This is a genomic window from Paenibacillus alba (assembly GCF_013204855.1).
Lineage (GTDB): Bacteria > Bacillota > Bacilli > Paenibacillales > NBRC-103111 > Paenibacillus_E > Paenibacillus_E alba.
Genome location: NZ_JABMKZ010000018.1, coordinates 15,797 through 37,093 on the forward strand (window position 1 = coordinate 15,797; position 21,297 = coordinate 37,093).

17 protein-coding genes and 1 pseudogene are annotated in these 21,297 nt (G+C 47.0%); 1 reads left to right on the top strand and 17 read right to left on the bottom strand.

The window, feature by feature from the left end; genetic code table 11:
• Positions 1-76: 76 nt before the first annotated feature.
• The 17 genes and pseudogenes from HQN90_RS21240 to HQN90_RS21320 all read right to left on the bottom strand — a co-directional run bounded on the left by HQN90_RS21240 (position 77) and on the right by HQN90_RS21320 (position 20,391).
• Positions 77-766 (bottom strand): DUF421 domain-containing protein, encoded by a 690-nt coding sequence (locus HQN90_RS21240; RefSeq protein ID WP_338042362.1) that lies wholly within the window; start codon positions 764-766, stop codon positions 77-79.
• A 189-nt stretch (positions 767-955) separates the two neighbouring features.
• Positions 956-1,663: a DNA alkylation repair protein gene (locus HQN90_RS21245; protein WP_173222388.1), complete on the bottom strand. Its 708-nt coding sequence runs from the start codon at positions 1,661-1,663 to the stop codon at positions 956-958.
• Between the two features lie 111 nt (positions 1,664-1,774).
• A complete protein-coding gene (locus tag HQN90_RS21250) occupies positions 1,775-2,230 on the bottom strand; it encodes a GNAT family N-acetyltransferase (protein WP_173222390.1) in 456 nt (151 codons plus the stop codon).
• 34 nt (positions 2,231-2,264) lie between these two features.
• Complete coding sequence (locus HQN90_RS21255; protein ID WP_173222392.1) at positions 2,265-2,909, bottom strand: nucleotidyltransferase family protein; 645 nt, start codon at positions 2,907-2,909, stop codon at positions 2,265-2,267.
• Positions 2,910-3,184: 275 nt separating this feature from the next.
• Positions 3,185-3,424 (bottom strand): hypothetical protein, encoded by a 240-nt coding sequence (locus HQN90_RS21260; RefSeq protein WP_173222394.1) that lies wholly within the window; start codon positions 3,422-3,424, stop codon positions 3,185-3,187.
• Between the two features lie 31 nt (positions 3,425-3,455).
• On the bottom strand, positions 3,456-5,522 hold the full coding sequence (locus HQN90_RS21265) for a molybdopterin-containing oxidoreductase family protein (RefSeq protein ID WP_173222396.1): 2,067 nt from the start codon (positions 5,520-5,522) through the stop codon (positions 3,456-3,458).
• Positions 5,523-5,626: 104 nt separating this feature from the next.
• On the bottom strand, positions 5,627-6,394 hold the full coding sequence (locus HQN90_RS21270; protein WP_173222398.1) for a C40 family peptidase: 768 nt from the start codon (positions 6,392-6,394) through the stop codon (positions 5,627-5,629).
• 441 nt (positions 6,395-6,835) lie between these two features.
• Positions 6,836-7,720, bottom strand: a complete 885-nt coding sequence (gene sdaAA, locus HQN90_RS21275) for an L-serine ammonia-lyase, iron-sulfur-dependent, subunit alpha (RefSeq protein ID WP_079416674.1) — start codon at positions 7,718-7,720, stop codon at positions 6,836-6,838.
• On the bottom strand, positions 7,721-8,398 hold the full coding sequence (sdaAB, locus tag HQN90_RS21280) for an L-serine ammonia-lyase, iron-sulfur-dependent subunit beta (RefSeq protein ID WP_173222565.1): 678 nt from the start codon (positions 8,396-8,398) through the stop codon (positions 7,721-7,723). It abuts the gene before it with no gap.
• Positions 8,399-8,724: 326 nt separating this feature from the next.
• Positions 8,725-10,056 (bottom strand): redoxin domain-containing protein, encoded by a 1,332-nt coding sequence (locus tag HQN90_RS21285; RefSeq protein ID WP_173222400.1) that lies wholly within the window; start codon positions 10,054-10,056, stop codon positions 8,725-8,727.
• 345 nt (positions 10,057-10,401) lie between these two features.
• Entirely contained in the window at positions 10,402-12,510 is a 2,109-nt protein-coding gene (locus HQN90_RS21290) for a heparinase II/III domain-containing protein (protein ID WP_173222402.1), read from the bottom strand.
• 16 nt (positions 12,511-12,526) lie between these two features.
• Positions 12,527-13,420: a carbohydrate ABC transporter permease gene (locus HQN90_RS21295; protein WP_411830224.1), complete on the bottom strand. Its 894-nt coding sequence runs from the start codon at positions 13,418-13,420 to the stop codon at positions 12,527-12,529.
• Positions 13,421-13,433: 13 nt separating this feature from the next.
• Complete coding sequence (locus HQN90_RS21300; RefSeq protein ID WP_173222404.1) at positions 13,434-14,330, bottom strand: carbohydrate ABC transporter permease; 897 nt, start codon at positions 14,328-14,330, stop codon at positions 13,434-13,436.
• A gap of 85 nt (positions 14,331-14,415) precedes the next feature.
• Complete coding sequence (locus tag HQN90_RS21305) at positions 14,416-15,813, bottom strand: ABC transporter substrate-binding protein (protein ID WP_173222406.1); 1,398 nt, start codon at positions 15,811-15,813, stop codon at positions 14,416-14,418.
• 170 nt (positions 15,814-15,983) lie between these two features.
• Positions 15,984-17,609, bottom strand: a complete 1,626-nt coding sequence (locus HQN90_RS21310) for a response regulator (RefSeq protein ID WP_173222408.1) — start codon at positions 17,607-17,609, stop codon at positions 15,984-15,986.
• A complete protein-coding gene (locus HQN90_RS21315; protein ID WP_173222410.1) occupies positions 17,593-19,413 on the bottom strand; it encodes a sensor histidine kinase in 1,821 nt (606 codons plus the stop codon). Before HQN90_RS21315 ends, HQN90_RS21310 begins: the two co-directional genes overlap by 17 nt.
• Positions 19,414-19,986: 573 nt before the next feature.
• A pseudogene (locus HQN90_RS21320) lies at positions 19,987-20,391 on the bottom strand (DinB family protein).
• Positions 20,392-20,553: 162 nt separating this feature from the next.
• On the opposite strand from HQN90_RS21320, the gene HQN90_RS21325 reads away from it, so the two are divergent.
• Positions 20,554-21,291 carry a spermidine synthase gene (locus HQN90_RS21325; protein ID WP_173222412.1) on the top strand — a complete coding sequence of 246 codons (738 nt, stop codon included), beginning with the start codon at positions 20,554-20,556 and terminating at the stop codon, positions 21,289-21,291.
• Positions 21,292-21,297: the final 6 nt, after the last annotated feature.

Here is a 21,297-nt window from a genome sequence, read left to right on the forward strand (position 1 = left end):
GAGACTGCCACAAAGGCAGGCTCCCGCCACTACCGGCAGTCCTCGCTCGCTCGCGCAGCATTCCCAAGCAGCAACGCTACTTCAATTGATAAAAAAGGCCGCTGTCGTCCGACCATTCCGCATAAAGCACCCGCTCATGATGCGCGATACCGCTAAGCTGCAAAAGCTGCTGCAGCCACTGGGCATTGCGCCCAAGACGTCTCAATGCGTCCTCGTTGATGCTGCCGTTCTCAATGATGCTTTCGGGAAGGCACACTTTGGTCTGCTGCGCTTTGGCATCACCGCTTAAGCTGTTCGGATCCTTTTGACGCAGCACACTGATACTGCCGTTTGTCTCGAACAAGGCGTAGGCGACTTCCCGCAGGGAGAACACATTGTTTTCACGAAGCAGCATGCCCAATTGTGCAAAATCAAGGTTATTTCGTTTCATCGCCTTGAAATCGATCACCCCATCGCGGATGACTAAATCAGGTGTCCCAGCTGCGTAGCGAGAAAGCCATGGCATGGAAGCAATAAACTTCTCCAAGCCAAGCGCCAGGAGCGTCCAAACAACTAAAGCAAAAACAAGATGGCTGAGATGCACCTCAGGGTCATAAATCGTATTCCCCACTAATTCACTTAGCATTAAGGAAGAGACAAAATCAAAAGCTGTCAGTTGGGAAATCTCTTTCTTCCCCAGAAGCCGAGTCATGATCAATAGTCCAATCAAAGCGACAACGAGCTTTATAGCGATTGTGATGTACAAGTTGTTATCGATCTTGATCACTCCTTGGATCGTTGATTTTCTTGTGTCTAGTTTTCTTCAAGAGAAAGAATTTTCCTTTATTTCTCGGTAAGATTTATGAGAATCGTTTAGAGGCAGGTTTTAACGGGAACCTTAACCGTATCCTCCCCCTTGTAGTCAAAAAAGCTATGACATCGCGGCATGCTTCACCGTTACGTCATAGCCTCTTATTTAGCAAATGCACGTCTTTTTCTTTTTTCCGATTCTGCCCATTGCCTCTACTTTGTGAAGATATGCGCTAGCTAGAGGTACCTTGCACGCGGTTTGGCCGACAGCCACCTGTACGCCGCCAATCTCAGCCGCCACTTCGAGGGCAAGCTTAGAAAGCGGCTCGCAATACGTTCCTACGATAATGACGAAGCTGTTCATGGTATATCTTACCCGGTTTCGTTCTGTATGAATCGTGGTCCTTGCCTGCTCCAACAAACTAGCAATCTCGTGGAGATCAAGCTTCTCATCCGGTGTCACGCTAATATAATTGGCATAGGTACTCCAGCCGCAAGTAGCCAGCAATTCATTCGGAGATTGCAGCCATTCACGGGCTAGCTCCAGCGCGCTGCTGCTTTCTGCCGCCACTCCTGCTACGGTATATTCGGTCAGCATGTACCAATTGGCTTGTCCTGCCCAAAGCTGAAGCTCCGCTTTCGTCATCGTTTTGGGATCGATAGAGAGCCCTGCCAAATACATCGCATCCGTATTGCCTGAAGCGTAGAGTGCGAGCGCCAGCTCTCGGTCCTTTTTCACAACCTTAACCAGCTTCTTCAGATCGCCCACTTTCACCCCATACAAAGGCTCCCGCGCGCCATGCCGCAAAAATGTTTTCTTCGTTTGCTCGCTGCCAAGCTGCGCTAAATGCTCCATTACCTCTTCAAGTGTCATAGGCTCACCTACCAAGCATCTGTTTTCCGTATCGTAACATAATCCAGTTTTTGAGGCTAATTCTGGACAATAAGGTTCGCCAGCGATGTTTACTTTTGTAAATAATCATTATTATAATTCTTTTGCCATTACGATATTCGTTTCTTTATAGCCTAACTTTTCGTATAAACCACGAGCAACTTGGTTATGAGCAAAGACATGAAGTCCTATACTCTTGATGCCAATTTCTCTTCCCACCTTTTCTATATCTTCCATCGCTTGCTTGCCAAATCCTTGCCCTCGGTAATCTTCCCTAATTTTAATATCGTAGATAAACCCTTTGTTGTTTGGTTTCACTGCAAGCCAAATCATTCCAACCTCTTGGCCATCAGAACGTATTGTAAATAGTTTGTTATCCGTGGTTTTTTCGCCATCAGGCAAAAGGAGTGCATATTGTTCTGTTGCCTTACTAATAGATTCCTGTTCATTCCAATTACCAGATTGAACATTGCTTTTTGCATAGCTATTAATAGCAGAATAAAGATACTCCTGGAATTCAGTCGAATTCATTAAATCTAATGCAATCATTTTTCTCCCTCTCCTTCTCCTGATGTTTATTGAGCTATAGTTTTTCGATGGTTGAATGTTTGTGTTGTTCCATTTCAGTATGAAAATAAATTAAGTTCTCTTTAGACAGTGCTTGTTGAATTAATTTTTCATCGTAACCAAATTTTTTTAATGCTGCAAGTATTGATTGTATCCTATCAGCTCTTTTTCGTCTTAAGTTCGATTCTAATTGTATTTCCAGCGGTACCGTAGGAACTGTGTGCCTTCCAAGATTTATGTTCCTAAAATGGCTCCATATGTACTGACCGCCTTCCCAAATCCCATCTCCATCTAAGGAATCGGGTATACCCGCTGAATTGGATATTTGAACGACTTCGACTTTGAATTCTTCGATCAACCAACGACCCTTTGTCCATGTGAACCCTGAACCAAAGATTTGTGTAGATGTCGGCTCGTCCAACGAAGACAACCATTGATCACCATGAGGAAATTCACATTTGGATACGAGTGAAAACTCATTTAGTAGGTCTGCAAATTCTTCAACGTCATCTTTATTCTTTACATAAATATCTAAATCTCCTGGGATCATCTCACAACCCTGCAAAACAGAACCAACCGAACCAACCAATATCCACTCTAAATTTGGTTTAGATTCTAAACGCTCACATACCTTTGATAACGTTCTTTGCCAGTCGGCCATAAACTCCACCTCTTCAAGTAATAGACGCTAAAAAAGAACAGATTATTAAAATTTCATTCTAGATATGGTCGATATTTTCCTGCATTATTTAAGAAAACTGCCCGTTTACTTGAGAAAAGGCATCCGATCCATTGGGGCCGGCTGCCTTCTCAATTGCAGGTTTATAAAAAAACTGGAGCTATAAACGACAGTTCCTTCGCTCGGATATTGGAATTCGCTCACCGTGAGTTCGACAAGACGCCAACAGAGCCACAAGGAATGCTATTTCTATTGGGTTAATACAACGGTTGCGCTGGATAAAGCGTCGGCTGCGGACATTGCGGGAAGGGCAAAATATCTTGAATTTGATCCAATCTGTAGTGTTTGGTGGCAAATTGCGTATGATACAAATATTCAATGACATAGATGGAGCCGCCTTGAATATTGCACAAAATACCCGATGTGCCCGTTCCGTCCTTTAGGGATACACCTACTGGTCTTCCGATCCAAGCGTGCGCTTTGTGCTGCAATGACATAGGTCATCACCTCCTGAACTACCTTATGCGGCTAACCGCCTAATGGTTCAGTGGATTTGCTCTTTTCTATGCGTACGCGCCCTGAGAAGAACGTTGCCCCTCCGCCCATATCCGCCACACGATCAGGCGTTAGCGAATTGACCAGTGCCTTTTTCCCAGGTACATCCGCCCAGAGGCCTTGACTCACAACCACTCCCGGTAAGACGTCTGTACCTGCTGCAACAAGCAGCTCACACTCGCCGCGGTCGTTCCATATACGTGCATAATCGCCGCTCACGAGCCCTAGGGAGGCCGCATCTGCTTCATTCATATGAAGCTTAGGCGTCTTTTCCATGCGTCTATGCTTCTCATTATGTGCAAAGGTTGAATTTAGAAAGTTATGATTCGGTGCCGGGATAAACAAAAACGGCAAATCGCCCTCATCGACTAGCGGTGTATACGTCGGAAGCGGAGGAAATCCCTTGCGCTCCATCTCTTCGGAGTACAACTCGATCTTTCCGCTTGGCGTCTTTAATTCCCCAGGAAATAGCGGCTTCGCCTCTGCCTTCAGGAATTGTTTCTCCAGCAGCGTTTCATACGTAATATTGGCCAGAGCAGGGTTGCCTGGATGATCCAGAGCTTGACGTATCAGCGCTTCGTCAGAATCCTGCAAGGCCTCCTCTTCATAGCCCATCCCTGCTGCCAACAGCCGAAATACGTCTACATTCGCTTTACTTTCCATATAAGGAGCAATGACCGGAAGCTGCAAATGTACATATTGATGCCAGTAAGAGCGGTAAAAGTCCGTATTTTCGAAGGAAGAGGTCGCTGGGAGCACGATATCTGCATACTTGGCCGTTTCTGTCAGGAAAAGATCATGCACAACCGTAAACACATCTTCCCTCTCAAGCCCCTTTCTCACCTTATTCGCATGAGGCGCAACTAGCGCTGGATTGGAATTGTACACATACAGCGAATGAATAGGCGGATCAAGCTCCAATAATGCGCTCCCCAGCAGATTCATATTAATTTGACGAGCATTGCCTTCTCGTAAATCAGGACGCTGCAGCGCGGGAATATTGTGCTCCAAGTAGCCGCCATTGCCCTTAATGGCGCCGCCGCCTTGGTGCAGCCACTGGCCGGTTAAAGCCGGCAGACAAGCGATGGTTCGCACGCACATCCCACCGTTATCATGATGCTGAATCCCGTTCCCAATGCGGATAAAGGACGGAGCGGTATCGCCATACAGCCGGGCAAGACGATAAATATCTGCCACAGGAACACCTGTAATGGAGGATACCACGGAAGGATCGTACTGCTTCACATGTTCTTCGAGCGCTTCGTGCCCCTTCGTATATTGGTGCAGAAAATCTTCATCCACCTTATTTTCTGCGAACAAAATATGCATGATCCCCAAAGCCAAGGCCGCATCCGTCCCCGGCAAAATAGGAATGAACCAGTCCGCCCAACGGCCTGTCTGGTTCTTATGGGCGTCAATCACAATGATTTGAGCGCCATTTTTCCGCGCCTTTTCAGCGAGCATCACCTGATGCATATTCGTACTGACCGCATTGATCCCCCACATGATGATCAGTTTGGCATGAACTGTATCCTCCGGATCTGTGCCGAAGCTGCCCCCCATCGTATACTTATAGCCTTCGCTACCCGCAGCCTCACAGATCGCATACAGCAATCGACTGGCTCCCATACGATTAAAGAATCGGCGATCCATGCCCTCCGTCCCGATTCGCCCCATATTGCCATAGAAGCTGTAAGGCAGGATAGATTCTGGGCCTTTCTCCGCAATCAGCTGTTTCCAGCGGCTCGTGATCGTTGTGATCGCTTCTTCCCAAGTGATTCTTTCAAAATGGCTGCCTTCACCCTTGGGCCCGACCCGCTTCATCGGATATTGCAGGCGCTTCTCGTCATACATTCTAGCCGCCATATTGCGAACTTTATTGCAAATGGCTCCCTGAGTCACCGGATGATTCGGGTCACCCTCTATTTTCACAATCTTACCTTCTTCTTTATGAAGCAGTAAGCCGCACTGATCCGGACAATCCAGTGAGCATACAGCTGGAAAAACACCATTTTGTTCCTTGCTCATCATCGTATGCATACCTTGGTCTAACTCCCTTCCCTACACTTCAATGCTTTTATTCTATACCGAAATGGATGGAAGGGAAACAGCTTCCCATTTGTACAAATCCACACTTCTATGGGTTAGTCCAACACTCCCCCACCAAGAACAAAACGGTATTGCAGATGATTGTCAAAAATTTGATCGATGCGAACCCCGCCTGTTTTCTGCGAAGCCGTATGAATGATTTTACCGTCCCCTAAATAAATCCCAGTATGGGTGATGGTTTTCTGGGAGGCATCTAATCCTTGGTAATCGGAAGGCGAGTTGCCTAGGTAGCTGATAAAAAACAATAGATCCCCCCGCTGCGCTTGGTTAATATCCGAATATTTCCTTGTGGAAAAGGTTTCTACATAAGCGGCTTGGCTTCTAGAATCTATCGGCAAGTCCATGCCAAGCGCGGAGAGATAAGACCAATGCGTGAAATCCGAGCAGTCAAAGGAAGAGGGGTCTGCGCGGTCAGAACCATACTCATAGGGGGTCCCCAGGTAAGATATCGCTGTATCAATCACATTTTCAACCAATCCGCCTGGCTTCGAAACGACGGAAGGATTGGGAAATACTTGAACCAGGGAAGAACTGTTGGAATGAATGGAAGGATTCTCGCCTCCGACCTCCAAGCTCTTCACTTGATTCGTGTGAGCAGGCTGGCCGATACCCAAATCTCCCTTGTAGAGCTCCGCATCTTTGCTTGTCAGATTCCAATTTGACATCTTAGTGTCAGTTTCACGCTCGGCAGCAAGTTTCGTATGTTCCCGAACTCCCTGTTGATGAATCTTCGGCTGCTGAGAGCATCCGCTAAGCAAGGCGAGTAGGCAGGACAACCATAGATATATCCGTATTTTTGGCATCTTGTAGCTCCTTAGTTTGTGATGCTTTTAGGATGCCAATTTTTTGGAAAAAGAAACACAATAAGAAAAACCGTCAGGAGGAACATCCTGACGGTCCTTTTGCGTGTAAACCCCTACTTTTGTCCATGGGGAGGGATGGATGCGGGGTTTCAACCGCTGTTGAAATCGTGTTTTTTGAATGTATTACGCGGTATAAACAACGATTTCAAAGGCGGCCCGTAAACTTTCCACCCTCACATCCATCCCTCTTCTATTCCACTTTGAGCTGCCTTCCACTTTCGAACAGGTCAAACATATATATTTCACTGTCTGTTTCCACAGCACATAATTGCTTAAGGATGCTTGGGGTTTCTTCTTAAGCTTCGCTCACCCCAAACCCAAAAACATATTAATTCTGGCGTGTACAAAAAAACCTGCAGCTACCCACCGCAGGTCATCTCTCTATCGCTTTTTGCTCAAATTAAGCTCTTTCATAATCTGCCGGCCTGTTGGCGTCTGCGCCAGGCCTCCCTTGGCGGTCTCGCGGTGTTTCTCCGGCATCGCCGTGCCCACTTCATACATCACTTGGACGACTTCGTCCGAAGGGATGACCGATCTAACACCGGCCAAAGCCATATCGGCCGCTGCCATAGCATTCACCGCACCGAATCCGTTGCGAACGATGCAAGGGATCTCAACCAAGCCGCCCACGGGGTCGCAAATGAGTCCGAGGGTGTTCTTCAGCGCAAGCCCGACTGCATGCATCGCTTGCTCAGGCGTACCTCCACGAAGCTCAACCAGCGCCCCCGCGGCCATTCCAATGGCAGAGCCGACTTCAGCTTGGCAGCCTCCCTCGGCACCGGAGACAAAGGAATTATTCGCAATCACATAACCGATGGCACCTGCACTTAATAAGCCATTCACCATATGATCATCATCCCAGCCGAAACGCTGCTGACTGCTAATGAAAACACCGGGAATAATGCCGCAGGAACCAGCCGTCGGTGTCGCAATAATCCGGCCCATGGAAGCGTTGACTTCGGATACAGCAAGGGCATAAGCCATCGCTTTGCAAGCTTCTTCGCCTAATGACGCTTCAGAGGTGGTTAAGTAGCTGGCAACGCGCTGCGCATCTTTCCCCGTTAACCCGCTCCGCGAGGTGGTATCCTCTGTCAGCCCCTTGGCAACTGCTTCTTTCATAATCTGGTAGTAGTCGCGCATCTTTTGGAATACATACTCCGGCGGCTTCCCCGATTCTTGGCTTTGGTCGGCCAGCATGACCTCGGCAATCGTCTTTCCCTCTGACATACTGAGCTCAGCCAGCTGTTTCAATGTCCTGAATCTCATTTAATCGCCTCTTTCTGAGAGATCCACTTTTCGTATATTCGTGATCATACTTAAATTCATCAGCTCTTCAATCAAAGAATCCGGAATGTCGGCATCCGTTTCAATAACCGTCATCGCTTCGCGATCACGGCCTTTCCGATCCAGATCCATAAACCCGATATTGATTTGGCTGCGCCCCAGCAAGGTCGTAATATCAGCAATCATACCCGGACGATCATGATGTGAAATGACTAACGTCGGATAAACGGCTGTAAACTTTACATCGAAATCGTTGACGTTCACAATTTCAACGTTGCCGCCTCCGATGGATGCGCCCGTCATGGTCACTTCACGCGTATCGGATGACAGGGCAAACTGTACCGTGTTAGGGTGGTCTGCTTTGTCTTTGCTTGTACGGAAAGCAATTTCAATACCTAGCGTTTCGGCTTCTTCAGCAGCCGTTGGAATACGCGGATCGTCGGTTTCGAAATCCAGCAGCCCGCCAACCAGTGCCAGATCAGTGCCATGTCCCTTGTAGGTATCGGCAAAAGAACCAAATAACGTAATTTCAGCCTTAGTCGGCTGCTCACCTAACAGCTGCCTGGCGACACGTCCCAGACGAACAGCTCCAGCCGTATGGGAGCTGGAGGGGCCAATCATGGATGGCCCGATGATGGAAAATACATCTTTAAACCGCATCATGCAGCGCTCCATTCTTATGATGTTCCTTCTTCTATTGTATGAAGCGTTTCACAGAAAGACAAGGCGTTCGTTTTATCCTTATATTCCCATAATATAGCCCGCTTTAAAGAAGTGCTAAGCCTCTCCATAGTAACATATTCACCGATAAATAGTCTTTGCATGTAAAAAGCGATCTCTTCCCGACTATTAATTATTTGCCCCCCAGGGACCAAGCCAACAAAAAGCCCCTTCCACTAAGCCAAAGGGCTTACATGGAGGGACTTCTTCGAACTCTTTCCTTATGTAATTGCTAAGTTCTCACTCCGCATTCACTAAATTCTGCTTCACTTCTTTTTCATTCTCTCATCCAAAGCATTCAACTGATCGACATGATAATGCATATCATGCAAGATGTCATTGACTTCGGAATTAATCGTCGTTTCTACCTCTTGAATTTGGCTCAAATCAATCTGTGCATGCTGCTGGCTGTCCTTGATCTGGTTTAACTCTTCACCCAGCTGCAAGGAGTCATCTGCAATGCTCTTGATCCCATCCGAGATGGTGAGGATTTGAGAGGAATTGACTGAAATGCGTTCTCGAACGGTGTTCATCGTCATCTCAAAGGTAGCGAACGAAGAGAAGCTTTGATTGATTTTCTCATCAATGGCTTGCAGTTGGGCCGTAATACTGCCCGCCGATTCCTCCGTGCCATGCGCCAGCTTGCTTACTTCCTGGGCGACTACAGCGAAGCCCTTGCCATGCTCACCCGCGCGAGCTGCTTCGATCGAAGCGTTCAAGGCGAGAATTTTGGTTTGTTTGGAAATTTGCGAGATGACCACGCTCATGTCATTAACGACATTCGTCATGCTGATCAATTCATCCATTAATCCGCGTGTCGTTTGAATATTATGGCTTAATTGTTCATTCATCTGCTGGATATCAGTGAATTCATCGGAAGTGGTATTGAGCTGCTGGCTGAATTCGTTTAACTCGCTCGACTTCTTCTGATAATTGTCCACGGCCCCCTCTAAATGCTCGTAGTTTCGTTGGGAAGCCTTCTTTAATCCTTCAATATTATGCAGATTGCCCTCTACACTCTTCGTTACGTAGGCGGCAGATGTATTTACATGCTCGAGTGTAGACTTCATATTCGCCAAGAAAACCGGAAGCTCCTCTTGAATGGAACCAGTGTCATCCGAGACAATCGACAGCGTATCAATGACTTCGAGAATTTCCTTTGCCGATGGCCGATCTGCTTGATTCTCGCCAATATAGGAATAACGAATCATTTGATTTTCATCAATAATATAGGTGCTTGGAATGGCAATACGAAAAGAGTCCCACTTAATCGGCGTGAAAACCTCATAGGACTTGATTACTTCTCTGGTTTCATCGGATAAAATAGGGAATTTAATGCCTTTGGCTGCCGCATAGTCCTTGATATTAGCCAGTTTTTGGCCAGCAATGGCAATCAGATTAACGCCTTTATTCACAAAGCGCTCGTAATATTCGTTTAATTCCGGCATCTGCTTCTGGCAGTTGTGGCACCATGTTCCGCGCAAGAAAATAATGACTAACGGCTTTCCTTTGAACTCTTCCAAACCTTTAAGCCCTTGCGTAGAATCTAATCGAAATGGTGCTGCTTTCTTCCCGATCGATAAACCTTTCTTAGCCATATTTGGCACCCCAATTTTGCATCATATTTAACTTTTGCTTCCTTCAGTGTAGCTGAAAATGGGGAGGATGACTACCATATCTTGCATAAATTTATTGCAAATCCGACAAAAAATGACCCGCCATTAGGCCCATAGCCTTAGCAGGTCATTGTATCCGTTATGCCATATAGTGCTTACTAAATCTCGACCTCGGCAAAAGCCATCCGCTTCCGCCCATCGCTTCAACAAGCGACCCGCTCCACCCTTGCTGCATGGCAATGGAATGCACGATCCACCGGTAGTAATGATTCCCCGGATATCGCTCCTAAGCGTCGATTTCAAAGCATCATTATTAGACCAAAGATTCTACACTTTGCTTAAGTTCGCTTTATCACTCTGTACAGCAAACGCGTAGCGATGCTCCGAGCCGTCCCTAACCAGCTTAATGAGATATCCGCTTTCCTCATCCCCCGAAACCAGAATGGTGCCGGGCTTCACAGATTGATCCGTGACTTTCTCATTCGGTTTATAGAAAATAGCTTGAACGAATATAACGCTTTTCTCTGCCGCGACTCGCTGAATCAGTGAAGTACGGCTCGAATTCGGCGGATTGTCCGGCGTTAAAGCCGTATAAATGTCTACAGGCTGCGAACACCAGGTTAACTGCTCCAAGGTTCCTTCGCACATCTGATAGGAGAAGGCGCGCTCAGCATTCGCCAGCTTCTTTTTCTCTTTGAGCCACTTCTGATCCAGCTTGCCAAGCGGTTCTTCCGTCGCCATCCAAGCTTGCTCATCCGTTCCCAGCAGCGTCCCGCTAAAATGGTTCATCCAATGAACATCGCGCAGCTCCGGTACACGGACACAAACGATATCCAGCAAATGGTCTTCGGACAGCGCATTAATCCGCTGCAGACGGGTACCTTCGTAGGCTTGAACATCCCATGGATTTAGCTCCTCTGGCATCATAATGTTATCCTTCATATGAAAATCATCAGCCAGCCAATCCACGGCCATCTCGGCCCATACTCCCCAAGGTTGTTCCTCAAGCTGCACGATACGCCCGTCCCGCGGCGACTGGTCCGCCCCATTCATACTCACGGTATTGTGGGAATATGTGTGCTTAAACCAACCATAATGCGCAGGGATGCCATATGCGGTAGTCCCCGGATCAATAAGCAAGGGGACTCCGCCATACACAGCCGACAACCCCAAGCGGTCCATATGATCGTGCTCACCCCCGAAGCGGCTGTGCTTCAGAATAACCTCCCAGCCTTGGCGGTGAACCAGCTTGGTCAAACCGCTTGCCGGAAAGGTTTGCGTTCGATGTGACGTCCCCCACAGGGATACGGATTCGCTATCCTTGGACGGTTCCAAGGACTGACCGAACAGCAAGGCATACACGGAGCTGCGGCTGACCGTCTTCACGCTTATATAGTGCTTATCCGCCCATTCAGTGCCATAAGCGGTATTCAGCAATGAACGGTATATCTCGTCGCCATAGATGTCCAACGCGATTTCATAATACGGCGTATACGCACCGATGCTGTCTCCTAGTCCGGCATCATTCAACGTTGGCATAGCGCCGCTGGGCAGCACAAAATGCAGCGGATAATCGAACATTGATTTAATTCCTTGATGGCTCCAAATATCCGCTTCTGTTCCTTCGGCAATTAACGCGTAATGCAGCAGCGATTTAAATGCATAGAAGTGATACTGGACATTGCCTTCGTACCATAATCCATCCTCAAATATCCCGCGTTCCAATTGATCATGCAAGCCATATTGGCCTTCCAGCCCAGACAAGAAGATATCCGTATCGCGAAGCAAAAGTCCGATGGAGGCAATTGCAGAAGTAATCAGCACCGAATGATTATGAATTTGACTCTCTTTGTGGGCTATCAGAAATTGTGCGCAGGGTTCAAGCAGTCCTCCGCGAATATGTGTTTCTTCCTCCGCTGTCAGATGCTCCTTGATCACATCGTATCCCATGGCAAGATCGATAATCCAATGTGCCTCATCCAAGGTTTGGGCAAACAATTTACCAGGCCCATTATAAGGAATATCGCCATGAATGCCATACGTTTCATACTGATTCGCATAAGCCATGAGATAAGATTTCACCATGGCTAAGCGATTCGCATCAGGCTCGATTGCAGCCAATAAAGCCATATGATAAACGGCGCGGCCAATTAAGCTATGCGCAATGGATGTCCAGGCGGAGTCAAAAGGTTCGCCGGTTCGTCCTCTGCCGCATGTCGGGCACCGATGCAGGAGCGGCTCCTGCCAATCAAAGGTCAAGCGAGTTCCATCCTCATGGCAATGATAATAATGCGTCCATTGCCCCTGCTCGTTAGGCTGGATCGTATACGTAATGCGGGAAGCCTCCTCCGCTTCCTGCCGCAGAAGAGCCATAGCCTCGGCAAACTCTGGGCTGCTCGCATTTGTACGAAGCCGTTGCAGACGATTTGTATCCATACGTGTCTCTGACCTCCTAGCCTTTCAGTGAACCTGCCGTCATTTGCATGAACGATTTATTCGCGATCATATACACAACCAGAAGCGGCAGAATGGATAAGCAAGCTCCTGCCAGCATATAGTGCGTTTGAACCGCAGCCGATGATCCATAACGAAGATAGGACAATCCTACCGTCAACGTTTGAAGCTTAGGGTTCGTCATCGTAAATACCAGCGGACGCAAATACTCGTTCCAAGCTCCGCAGAATGTGAAGAGTGCTCCAACCCCTAATCCCGGACGCATTAAAGGCAAAATAATTCGCCAGAAGATCCCGGCATTGGTACAGCCGTCAATCCGTGCAGCCTCATCGAGCTCGCGGGATATCCCCTGCAAAAAGCTCAGCAAAATAAAGAAAATATAGGCGTGGCCGCTAATTAAAATAAGGACAACGCCCCATAAATTCGTATGAAGATGAAGCTTCACCATCAGCTCGAACTGCGGCCTAATCACGACAGCACCGATCGAGATAAACATCGTGGATGCTTGAATAGCGACGAAAACAGCCTTTCCGGGGAACGCAATCCGTTCAACGACGTAAGCCGCCATTGATGCTACGATCAGTGTTCCGATTGTCGTTGCTCCGCTTAGAAACAAGCTGTTCCATGTGAATCTGGCAAAATTGGCTTGAACCCACGCTTCCGAGTAATTCTCGAAGTGAAGTGAGGAAGGGAAAATGGTCCCGCCTTTGGTAATCTCCATATTGGACATAAGTGAACCTAGAAAGGTCACCACAACCGGAAATACAATAACAAGCGCTGTGACGATTAAAAACATCCAAAGCAGCACTCTTCCGCTTATTTTCCCAAACGAAACCGGATGTGTGCTTTTATTTGCTCGACTGCTGGATAAATCCGTTACTGCCTCCATCATGCTGTCTCCTTCCTTATTGAAGTTTGTTCAGGCGTCTGGACATAGCGTGGTAGGCCAACGTGATGATTCCTACAATAACAGCCGTAACGAATCCTACGGCGCTGCCATAGCCGAATTGTTGATCTGTCACTGAACCTGATGGTGTAGGGAAGAATAGTTTATACACGTATAAATACATCACTTCGGTCTTGCCAACCGGACCACCCTCGGTTAATACCATAATGCTTTCATAGCCTTTAAGTGAGTTAATAATCGCCAGCATAATGACAATTTGCAGTACGGGTCCCAGCATCGGGATCGTTAAATACCAGAATTGCTGCCATTTATTTGCACCGTCCAGCGATGAGCTTTCATAGACATCGTTAGGAATATTTTGAAGACCGGCCAGGAACAAAAGCATGTAGTTGCCCACCGCACCCCAAGCTGCAATGAGGATCGTTGTCAGCATCGCGTGCTTCGGCCCGAGCCAATCGATTCTTTCCGAAATGATGTGAAACTTTAATAAATATTGGTTTAAAATGCCGTTGTACGAATTGAAGATGATGAAAAATACGACAGCCATAACAGCCGAGCTAATGATCGTTGGCATGAAATAGATGGCTCTCAGCCAGTTCCGACCCCGCAGCTTTTGATTTAGAATCACGGCAAGAATCAAGCTTAAAGGCAGCGTAATGAGCAATTTCCCACCCGCATAAACGAACGTATTCAAGACAGAATGCCAGTACTCGGAATCCTCGAAGAGTCTTCTGAAATTATCGAAGCCAATAAATGAAGCATCCCCGAAGCCTTTGTAATCATAGAACATATAGCGTATTGCCCAACCAATCGGATAAACGCCAAGCACCACTGTCAGCAGAAAGCTCGGAAATACGAATAAATATGAGAACCCGATCTGACGTGTTCGGTTCATTCCGTTCCCCTCCTATATAGGTGTAAGTAGAGAGCGAGAGTGGAGTTATTCACTCCACTCTCGCCGTATGGATCTCGTTATACCATTATTTGGCCATTAGCTTCATCGGATCAAAGCTCGGGTTCGGCTGTACTTTCACCGTACCTTTGGCAACGGCTTTATCAAGTGCATCATTGTACCGTTTGTTCAAATCTTGAATAATTTGATCCAAGTTTCCGCCGCTGATCATGTATTTGAAGAGCGCATCATTAAATTTCATGCCTTCAACCGTAACGGTTGGCTGCAGTGGCCATGTACCGTCATTGCCAACTGGCAGGAATCCGTCAATTCCTTTAATTTCCGGTTTCTTGGCAGCAGCAGAAATGGATGGCACCATGGAGAGCCCAAAGCCTTTTTCATGGTACGTTTTCAACACATCATCCTCGTACATGAATTGCATGAATTTCCAGGCTTGATCCGCATTTTTGGTCGTGTTGCTGATGGATAGCCATTGTCCGCCCAAGAAGGATGTCGCCCCTTTCACCGTGCCGTCGATGGATGGAACCGGTGCAGCTGCCCATTCAATTTTGGCTGGGAATTGGTTCGCGTACACGCCTGGTTCCGAGGAGAAGGAAATGTACATCCCGATCTTGCCTTCTGCAAACTGTGCGCGCAGCGGATCAATATCCAAGGATTCCATACCTGGCAATGTGCTGCCGTCATCAACCATCTGTTTGAAAGATTGAATCACATCTTTGTAGCCGGTGAAATCAAATTTCGCTGTTTTGAAATCAAAGCCCAACCCGCCGAAACCGCTGGCTTCCGCAATAACCCTTGCAGAGCGACCTAGTGCGCTTTCAGGACTTTTGAAATTTTGCGCAAAACCATAAGCGCCGGAAGCTTTGCCCACTGCTGTGATTTTCTTCGCATCCTCGACCATTTCTTTCAACGATTTCGGAGGTGCAGCAATTCCTGCTTTGGCGAACAGCTCCTTATTGTAGACTAAACGCAAGGTCGAGCCGTAGTTCGGAAGGCTGTAGATTTTCCCGTCCAAACGATTGAAGTCGTCAATGATTGGGAATTTCTTTTTGAGCGCATCGTTTAAGTAGCTGTCGATGGGCTTCAAGTACCCTTTGGCCTGAAAAGGCTGAATCGTATTTTCCTTCACACGGATAATATCAGGCGCTTGTCCGGAAGCAAAAGCCAAATCAATCGCTTGGTTGAAATCCTCTGTTTTGACAACCATTTCAACTTCAATGTTGTCATTGTTCGTTTCATTGAACTTTTGTACAACGCTTTTGATGTAATCCATATCATGGCGGTCACCCGTCCAATAAACGAGCTTCGTCTTATCTTTCTTGACAGGTGCTGTGCTCGCAGCTTGATCAGATGGCTTGGCAGATGCTGCCGGGCTCGTAGCCGCGTTGTTGCTGCCGCTGCTGCATGCGGCCAAACTGCTTGCAAGTACAACGCTTAATGTGACCGTCCCTATTCTTTTTACCATGTGTAATCCTCCCTTTTCTGTTTACGATACCTATGAAGTTCTCGCGGAAATGCTTCTATTTACACTCCCTATACTAAAAGAATTTGCTCCTTCTGATAATGAGGTCAACTCGTGAATAAGGGCAGGTTTTTCTACATTCTACCCTAGAAGGGCAGAAAATAGGCAAGCCCTCATGACGGAGAGGACTTGCCCAGAGACATCTCTTTAAATTCGGTTGGGGTTAGGCCTGTTTGCTTTTTGAACACTTCGCTGAAATATCGTCTATGCTCATACCCAAGCTGCTGGGCGATTTCCTGAACTTGATAATCCTCAATCAGCATCGATTTCGCCCGTTCGATCTTTGCTTGTGTCACGAATTGCTGAAAAGCGGTTCCCGTCACTTTCTTGAACAGGTTGGAGTAATAACCCCAGCTCAAATTCACCTGCTTCGCGCAATGCTCCAACGTTAAATCCGCGTGAAGGTGCGATTTGATATATTCGGCGGAGCGATAAATGATCTTCTGCGATTCGCTGGCCCGCTCCTGATTAATAAGGCGGCATCCAACATCGCATAAGTCGATGAACCAACTGCGGTACCCGTGCAAATCCGCCCCACTGTCGCTCTTGATTTCTTGTACCTTGGCTTCGAACTCAGCCAAGCTGGCGCGCGGAAATTTCTCCAGAAGCACACGAAGCATGCGCAGGACGAGTCCTTGCAGCAGTCGTTCAACGACTCCCGGCTCCGGCAGGACGGATGTTTTGCCCATCTCCTCGAAGATCGCCATGCCCCATTCTACGCACTTGTCGCGATTGCCGGAGCGGAAAGCAAACAAGAACTCGTTCTCGCTGTCCTCGGTATAAATCCATTCCACCGGCTGATCCTGTGCATCCGTATGATAACTGAATGCCCCGTTGCCCCCCGTATAGAAATGATAAGATAAGGCGCTGAGCGACTGCTGATAGCTCTTCGGAAGCTCCTGCACAGTAGCTACACTTAGACCAATTCCGATGGATATGGTGAACTTGGTATGCCTTGCAATGTTCGCGCAGCAATGATCCGCTATCGTAATCGGAGACTCCTCCGTTTGCATATTCAAAATACAAATATATCGGTTGAAAGCTTCCCTGAACACGACTGCGGTTGTATAGTAAGCAATCGTCTCCTCCACAATATTTTGCAAGGAAAACCTCGCCAGCTCCAGCTCCTTCACAGGCACTTCGCCATATTTATCGGTAAACTGATCAATTTGAATGGTCATCACCGCAAAAGGCGGCGTCAGCGCATGAATATCCAGAAAGCTTGATAATTTAGCCAATTCGGCTTCGTTCGTCTGATGATGAACAAGCAGCGATAAATACTCCTGCCGCAAGGCGGGCATGCTCTCCTTGATCTTCTTTTCCAGCCCAATAACATGCGATCGGCTTAGATTCTCTTGCTCCCAAACCTCTTTGGCCTTGACCACAGCTTTGACAATTTGATCGATGGAGAAAGGCTTTTTCACATAATCTAACGCGCCGTATTGGATCGCCTTTTGCGCATAATCAAAGTCTGTATACGCGCTTAAAATGATGACCTTACTGTCAGGCAGCACCTCCAGAATGCTTCGCGTCATTTCTAATCCATCCATTTTGGGCATACGAATATCGGTTAAAATCAGGTCCGGCTGACTCTCGCGAATCATCTCCAACCCTTCCTCCCCATTTGTCGCGCTGCCTACGATTTCGATGCCGTGATCCTGCCATGGAATTTTGGATGAAATCATATCTACAACGCTTCGGATATCGTCTACGACACCTAACTTAACCAGTCGATTCATGGAATTCCTCCTCACTTACGTAACTGGGCAGCCATAGCTCGATAAGGGCTCCCCCTTGCTCATTGCTCGCAATTTCCATTCGATGGCGCTCTCCATAGTACAGCTGTAAACGCGTATAAATGTTGCGCAGCGCATAGCCATGTTTGGATGACGCGATATGTGCAATACTCTGCCGCAGCTTTTCTGGAATCAGCCCCTGCCCGTTATCCTCCACCGCTATATGGAGCCAGTCCCCGTCTGTCTCGATCGTAAGCCGGATCTCCCCACCCGAGGTCATATCTTTAAACCCATGTAAAATGCAATTTTCAATGAGAGGCTGGATCATTATTTTGGGAACCAGACACTTAAGCAGCGGCTCTTCAATTTCAAAATGACACACAAATAAATGCTCATAGGACCTCTGTTGGATGGCCAAATATTGACGAACATGATCCAGTTCTTCCTCCAGCGTAATCAGATCTCGGCCGCCGCTTAGGCTGATCTGAAACATTTGGGATAAAGCCAGAATCATTTCATTCACATCCTCGTTCTCGCCGAGTACCGATTTGCAGTAAATCGTGTTCAGCGTATTATAGAAAAAGTGCGGGTCCATCTGCGCCGACAAAGCTTTAATCTCAGCCTTCCGCTTGTCCCTCTCGCGATTTTTGACGTCTTCAATCAACTGCTTGATTTCATCCAGCATGCTGTTGAACCGGAAGCCAACCTGCGACACTTCATCCTTATATACGCTTTCAAACCGAACCGAAAGATCGTTCTCTTCCACCCGCTTCATAAGCTTCTGGAGCCTAAATAAAGGTTTGAGCAGCAAATAGGTCAAATTATTCGCAATGAATAGGGACAAAAGGATAAAACCAAGGATGACATAGGTCGTAGCCCGCTTGATGCCATTTAGTTTCGCCAACAGCTCATCCTTCGCTTGCACGCCAACAATCATCCAATCGTCCTTGACCTCCAGACGTGAGTAGTTAACCAAATAGTCCTTCTTGTCATTACTATAGAAAAAGGAACCCTTCATCTCCTTGCTCAATTGCTCCACGAATGTCGGCTTCTGAATGAAATCGCCTTCCCTCGTTCGATCCGCATAGTTGACATCTTCACCTTGGGAATCAATGAAATAGTACTTTTTATTGGTTTGAGACAAATTTTGCATAAAAAGATCGCGCAAGTCATCTTCCTTCACATTGACCACCACGAATACATTCGTGGGTTCATATACCATAAATGAGTCTTCCCCGACGCCTTCGGTAACGAGTGAAATCACCCTTTGCTTGCCTGTAAAAAAGGGATCCACATGCCCCTTGCTCCAAAAGCCCCGCTTTAATTGCTGAAAATGCTCATACATCTCCGATTTATAAAAAGAATTACTCGTATTTCGCACACTCGAAGTCGGATAGAAATCTCCAATCGGTGTCGCGATCAGAATGCTTTCGATCATCGAATCGTTAAATTTCACTTGAGAGAAGACATACTGCAAAGCGGTCAACGATTTATAGTAGCTTGATCGATCATCGCTCTGCACATCCTTCATCAACTGTTTGAAGGCGTCGCTGAACATTAGCGCCCTAACGGCGATTCCGATATTTTTGAGGCGCTCATTCACGATTTGGGCGGATTGATTAACGGTATCTTGACTGGATTGCAGCGCATTGCGCTGAATTTCCTTGGAAGCAATGAAATAAGCGATACTCCCCGTCGCCATCAGCCCCAAAGTGATTAGAACAACAAAAGTAAACCAAATCCTCTGTTTTAAAGAAAACGAATGAAACATTCGCGGAATCAGCGACCAGACAGCTTGTTTATTCATAGGCGGCCCCAGCACCTTCCTCGGTTAAGAACTCAGACTTTATCTACTTTATTATAGTACAGGAAGGCATAAATCAACATGAGGGAACCTACAGAATGTGGGCAGCTTTCTTAAGATCGGGCATGTCACTAGACCCTGTTTGTCGGGAGCTTTAAGGTGCGGTACTAAGCTAATCCCGTGTGCCCGAGGAGCGCGTAGTCACTTTGAAAACTGCAAAAGTGTAAAGCCGCCAAAAGATGAGCAATCGCAGGAATTCAGGTACCACTAGGGTTCCTCACTCTAAAAACTGCAAAAGTGCAGGCTTTTTCAACAAAATCGCCTGAAAAATGAAAAAGCCTGCAATTATGCAGGAATTTATAGATTATTCTTCCTAAAACTAGAAAAAAAGTCACCAAAAGATGCACAATTGCAGGAATTTAGGTCCTGCAGGTGGATTTAGAGCAAAAAAGATGCACAATCGCAGGAATTTGCTCCTACAGTTGCTTCAAGTCACCAAAAGATGCAAATTTGCAGGAATACTCTCCTGCAAATAATCCAAAGCACAAATAGATCTAATGTTTGAGCCGTAATCCATCATGAATACCAATACAACGCATACTCCGTCATCACAGAGGCATGCCCCATTTGGCGCAGCATAGCTGTAATATTGCCCCGATGGTAGGTTGCGTGATTGACAATCTGCAGGATCATTTCCGTCCTACTGGTTTATCTGACAACCATTTCCTCCATATTTTTCGTTTCTATTTCTTGGCACCACTCTGGATCAATGGCCATCGCTTCCTTCATGCTTTTTCCCGCCACAATATCCAACCAGCACGTGTCCACGAGGTAAATATGGGAGATGCCTTTGGATATCGTCGGAAAAGCACTTTGAATCTCTCTTGTGTATACATCCTTAGGCAGCTTCTGCAGGTGAGTTAACATCGATTGATTCGCCCAGACATGGAAATCGTACATCGTTTTCGCAATATGGCTCATGATTGCTGCTCCCTTTTTCTCCCGAATTGGTTGATATCGTCAAGCGTTTCCTTTATGATACGACCAATACCCTGACAACAATTTGTCAGGGTTCCAACGTAAGAAATTTTGACTATACGTTATAAATAATACACTTCAAACAGCGTACAGGAGATTATAAACTTGCAGCTATTGTTTAGAGAATCCAACGATATTCATGATATTTCTGTCTATGAGACCACTGAGCTATACGGCGAGAAAGGTCTGTTTCGTGTTTTGCAATTTTCAAATGATGCGATACAAGGTGCTTTGGATGTCAATAATCCGGCACGCATCCTTTTTGAATACCCGCGGGCCATCATTCACCTTATGGAAATGAATCATCGCTCCTTCGAGCATGTATTCGTCATCGGACATGGGATCGGGACGATCGCCGGTCATTTGCCGGAGAAACGCTTTAAAATAGCAGAGCTAGACGTTACCGTCGTGGAATTAAGCAAGCGTTTCTTCCAGTACACCCAGAACAACGTCGTAATTGGCGATGGCCGTCTTATACTCGAACAGGAAGAACCGCATACGTATGATTATTTGATTTTGGACGCCTTCACCTCCAAAGGAACGCCGCGGCATCTAACCTCACAGGCTTTTTTCAAGCTAACCCGTGAAAAGCTCCAACCCGAAGGTTCAGTCATCATGAATCTATTCGGCAAAGGGCAGCAAGATCGGCTCATCCATGCCATCCATACGACACTACGCGAGGAATTTGCTTACTCGAAGACCTTCGCTTTGCCGGCTGACGGAGCTCGGGATGTGCAGAATATGATCATGATTGGCCGGAACAAGCCGATTGACTATCAAGCACGCCATTTGGCTGGATTTATAGAGATTGAGATTGAGCCCGGTTATCTCATTAGGGATTGAATGCTT

Coding starts and splice junctions, on each gene's coding strand:
- HQN90_RS21245 (WP_173222388.1), bottom strand. CDS start 1,663: ATGACACTTGAAGAGGTAATGGAGCATTTAGCGCAGCTTGGCAGCGAG.
- HQN90_RS21250 (WP_173222390.1), bottom strand. CDS start 2,230: ATGATTGCATTAGATTTAATGAATTCGACTGAATTCCAGGAGTATCTT.
- HQN90_RS21255 (WP_173222392.1), bottom strand. CDS start 2,909: ATGGCCGACTGGCAAAGAACGTTATCAAAGGTATGTGAGCGTTTAGAA.
- HQN90_RS21260 (WP_173222394.1), bottom strand. CDS start 3,424: ATGTCATTGCAGCACAAAGCGCACGCTTGGATCGGAAGACCAGTAGGT.
- HQN90_RS21265 (WP_173222396.1), bottom strand. CDS start 5,522: ATGCATACGATGATGAGCAAGGAACAAAATGGTGTTTTTCCAGCTGTA.
- HQN90_RS21270 (WP_173222398.1), bottom strand. CDS start 6,394: ATGCCAAAAATACGGATATATCTATGGTTGTCCTGCCTACTCGCCTTG.
- sdaAA (WP_079416674.1), bottom strand. CDS start 7,720: ATGAGATTCAGGACATTGAAACAGCTGGCTGAGCTCAGTATGTCAGAG.
- sdaAB (WP_173222565.1), bottom strand. CDS start 8,398: ATGCGGTTTAAAGATGTATTTTCCATCATCGGGCCATCCATGATTGGC.
- HQN90_RS21285 (WP_173222400.1), bottom strand. CDS start 10,056: ATGGCTAAGAAAGGTTTATCGATCGGGAAGAAAGCAGCACCATTTCGA.
- HQN90_RS21290 (WP_173222402.1), bottom strand. CDS start 12,510: ATGGATACAAATCGTCTGCAACGGCTTCGTACAAATGCGAGCAGCCCA.
- HQN90_RS21295 (WP_411830224.1), bottom strand. CDS start 13,420: ATGATGGAGGCAGTAACGGATTTATCCAGCAGTCGAGCAAATAAAAGC.
- HQN90_RS21300 (WP_173222404.1), bottom strand. CDS start 14,330: ATGAACCGAACACGTCAGATCGGGTTCTCATATTTATTCGTATTTCCG.
- HQN90_RS21305 (WP_173222406.1), bottom strand. CDS start 15,813: ATGGTAAAAAGAATAGGGACGGTCACATTAAGCGTTGTACTTGCAAGC.
- HQN90_RS21310 (WP_173222408.1), bottom strand. CDS start 17,609: ATGAATCGACTGGTTAAGTTAGGTGTCGTAGACGATATCCGAAGCGTT.
- HQN90_RS21315 (WP_173222410.1), bottom strand. CDS start 19,413: ATGAATAAACAAGCTGTCTGGTCGCTGATTCCGCGAATGTTTCATTCG.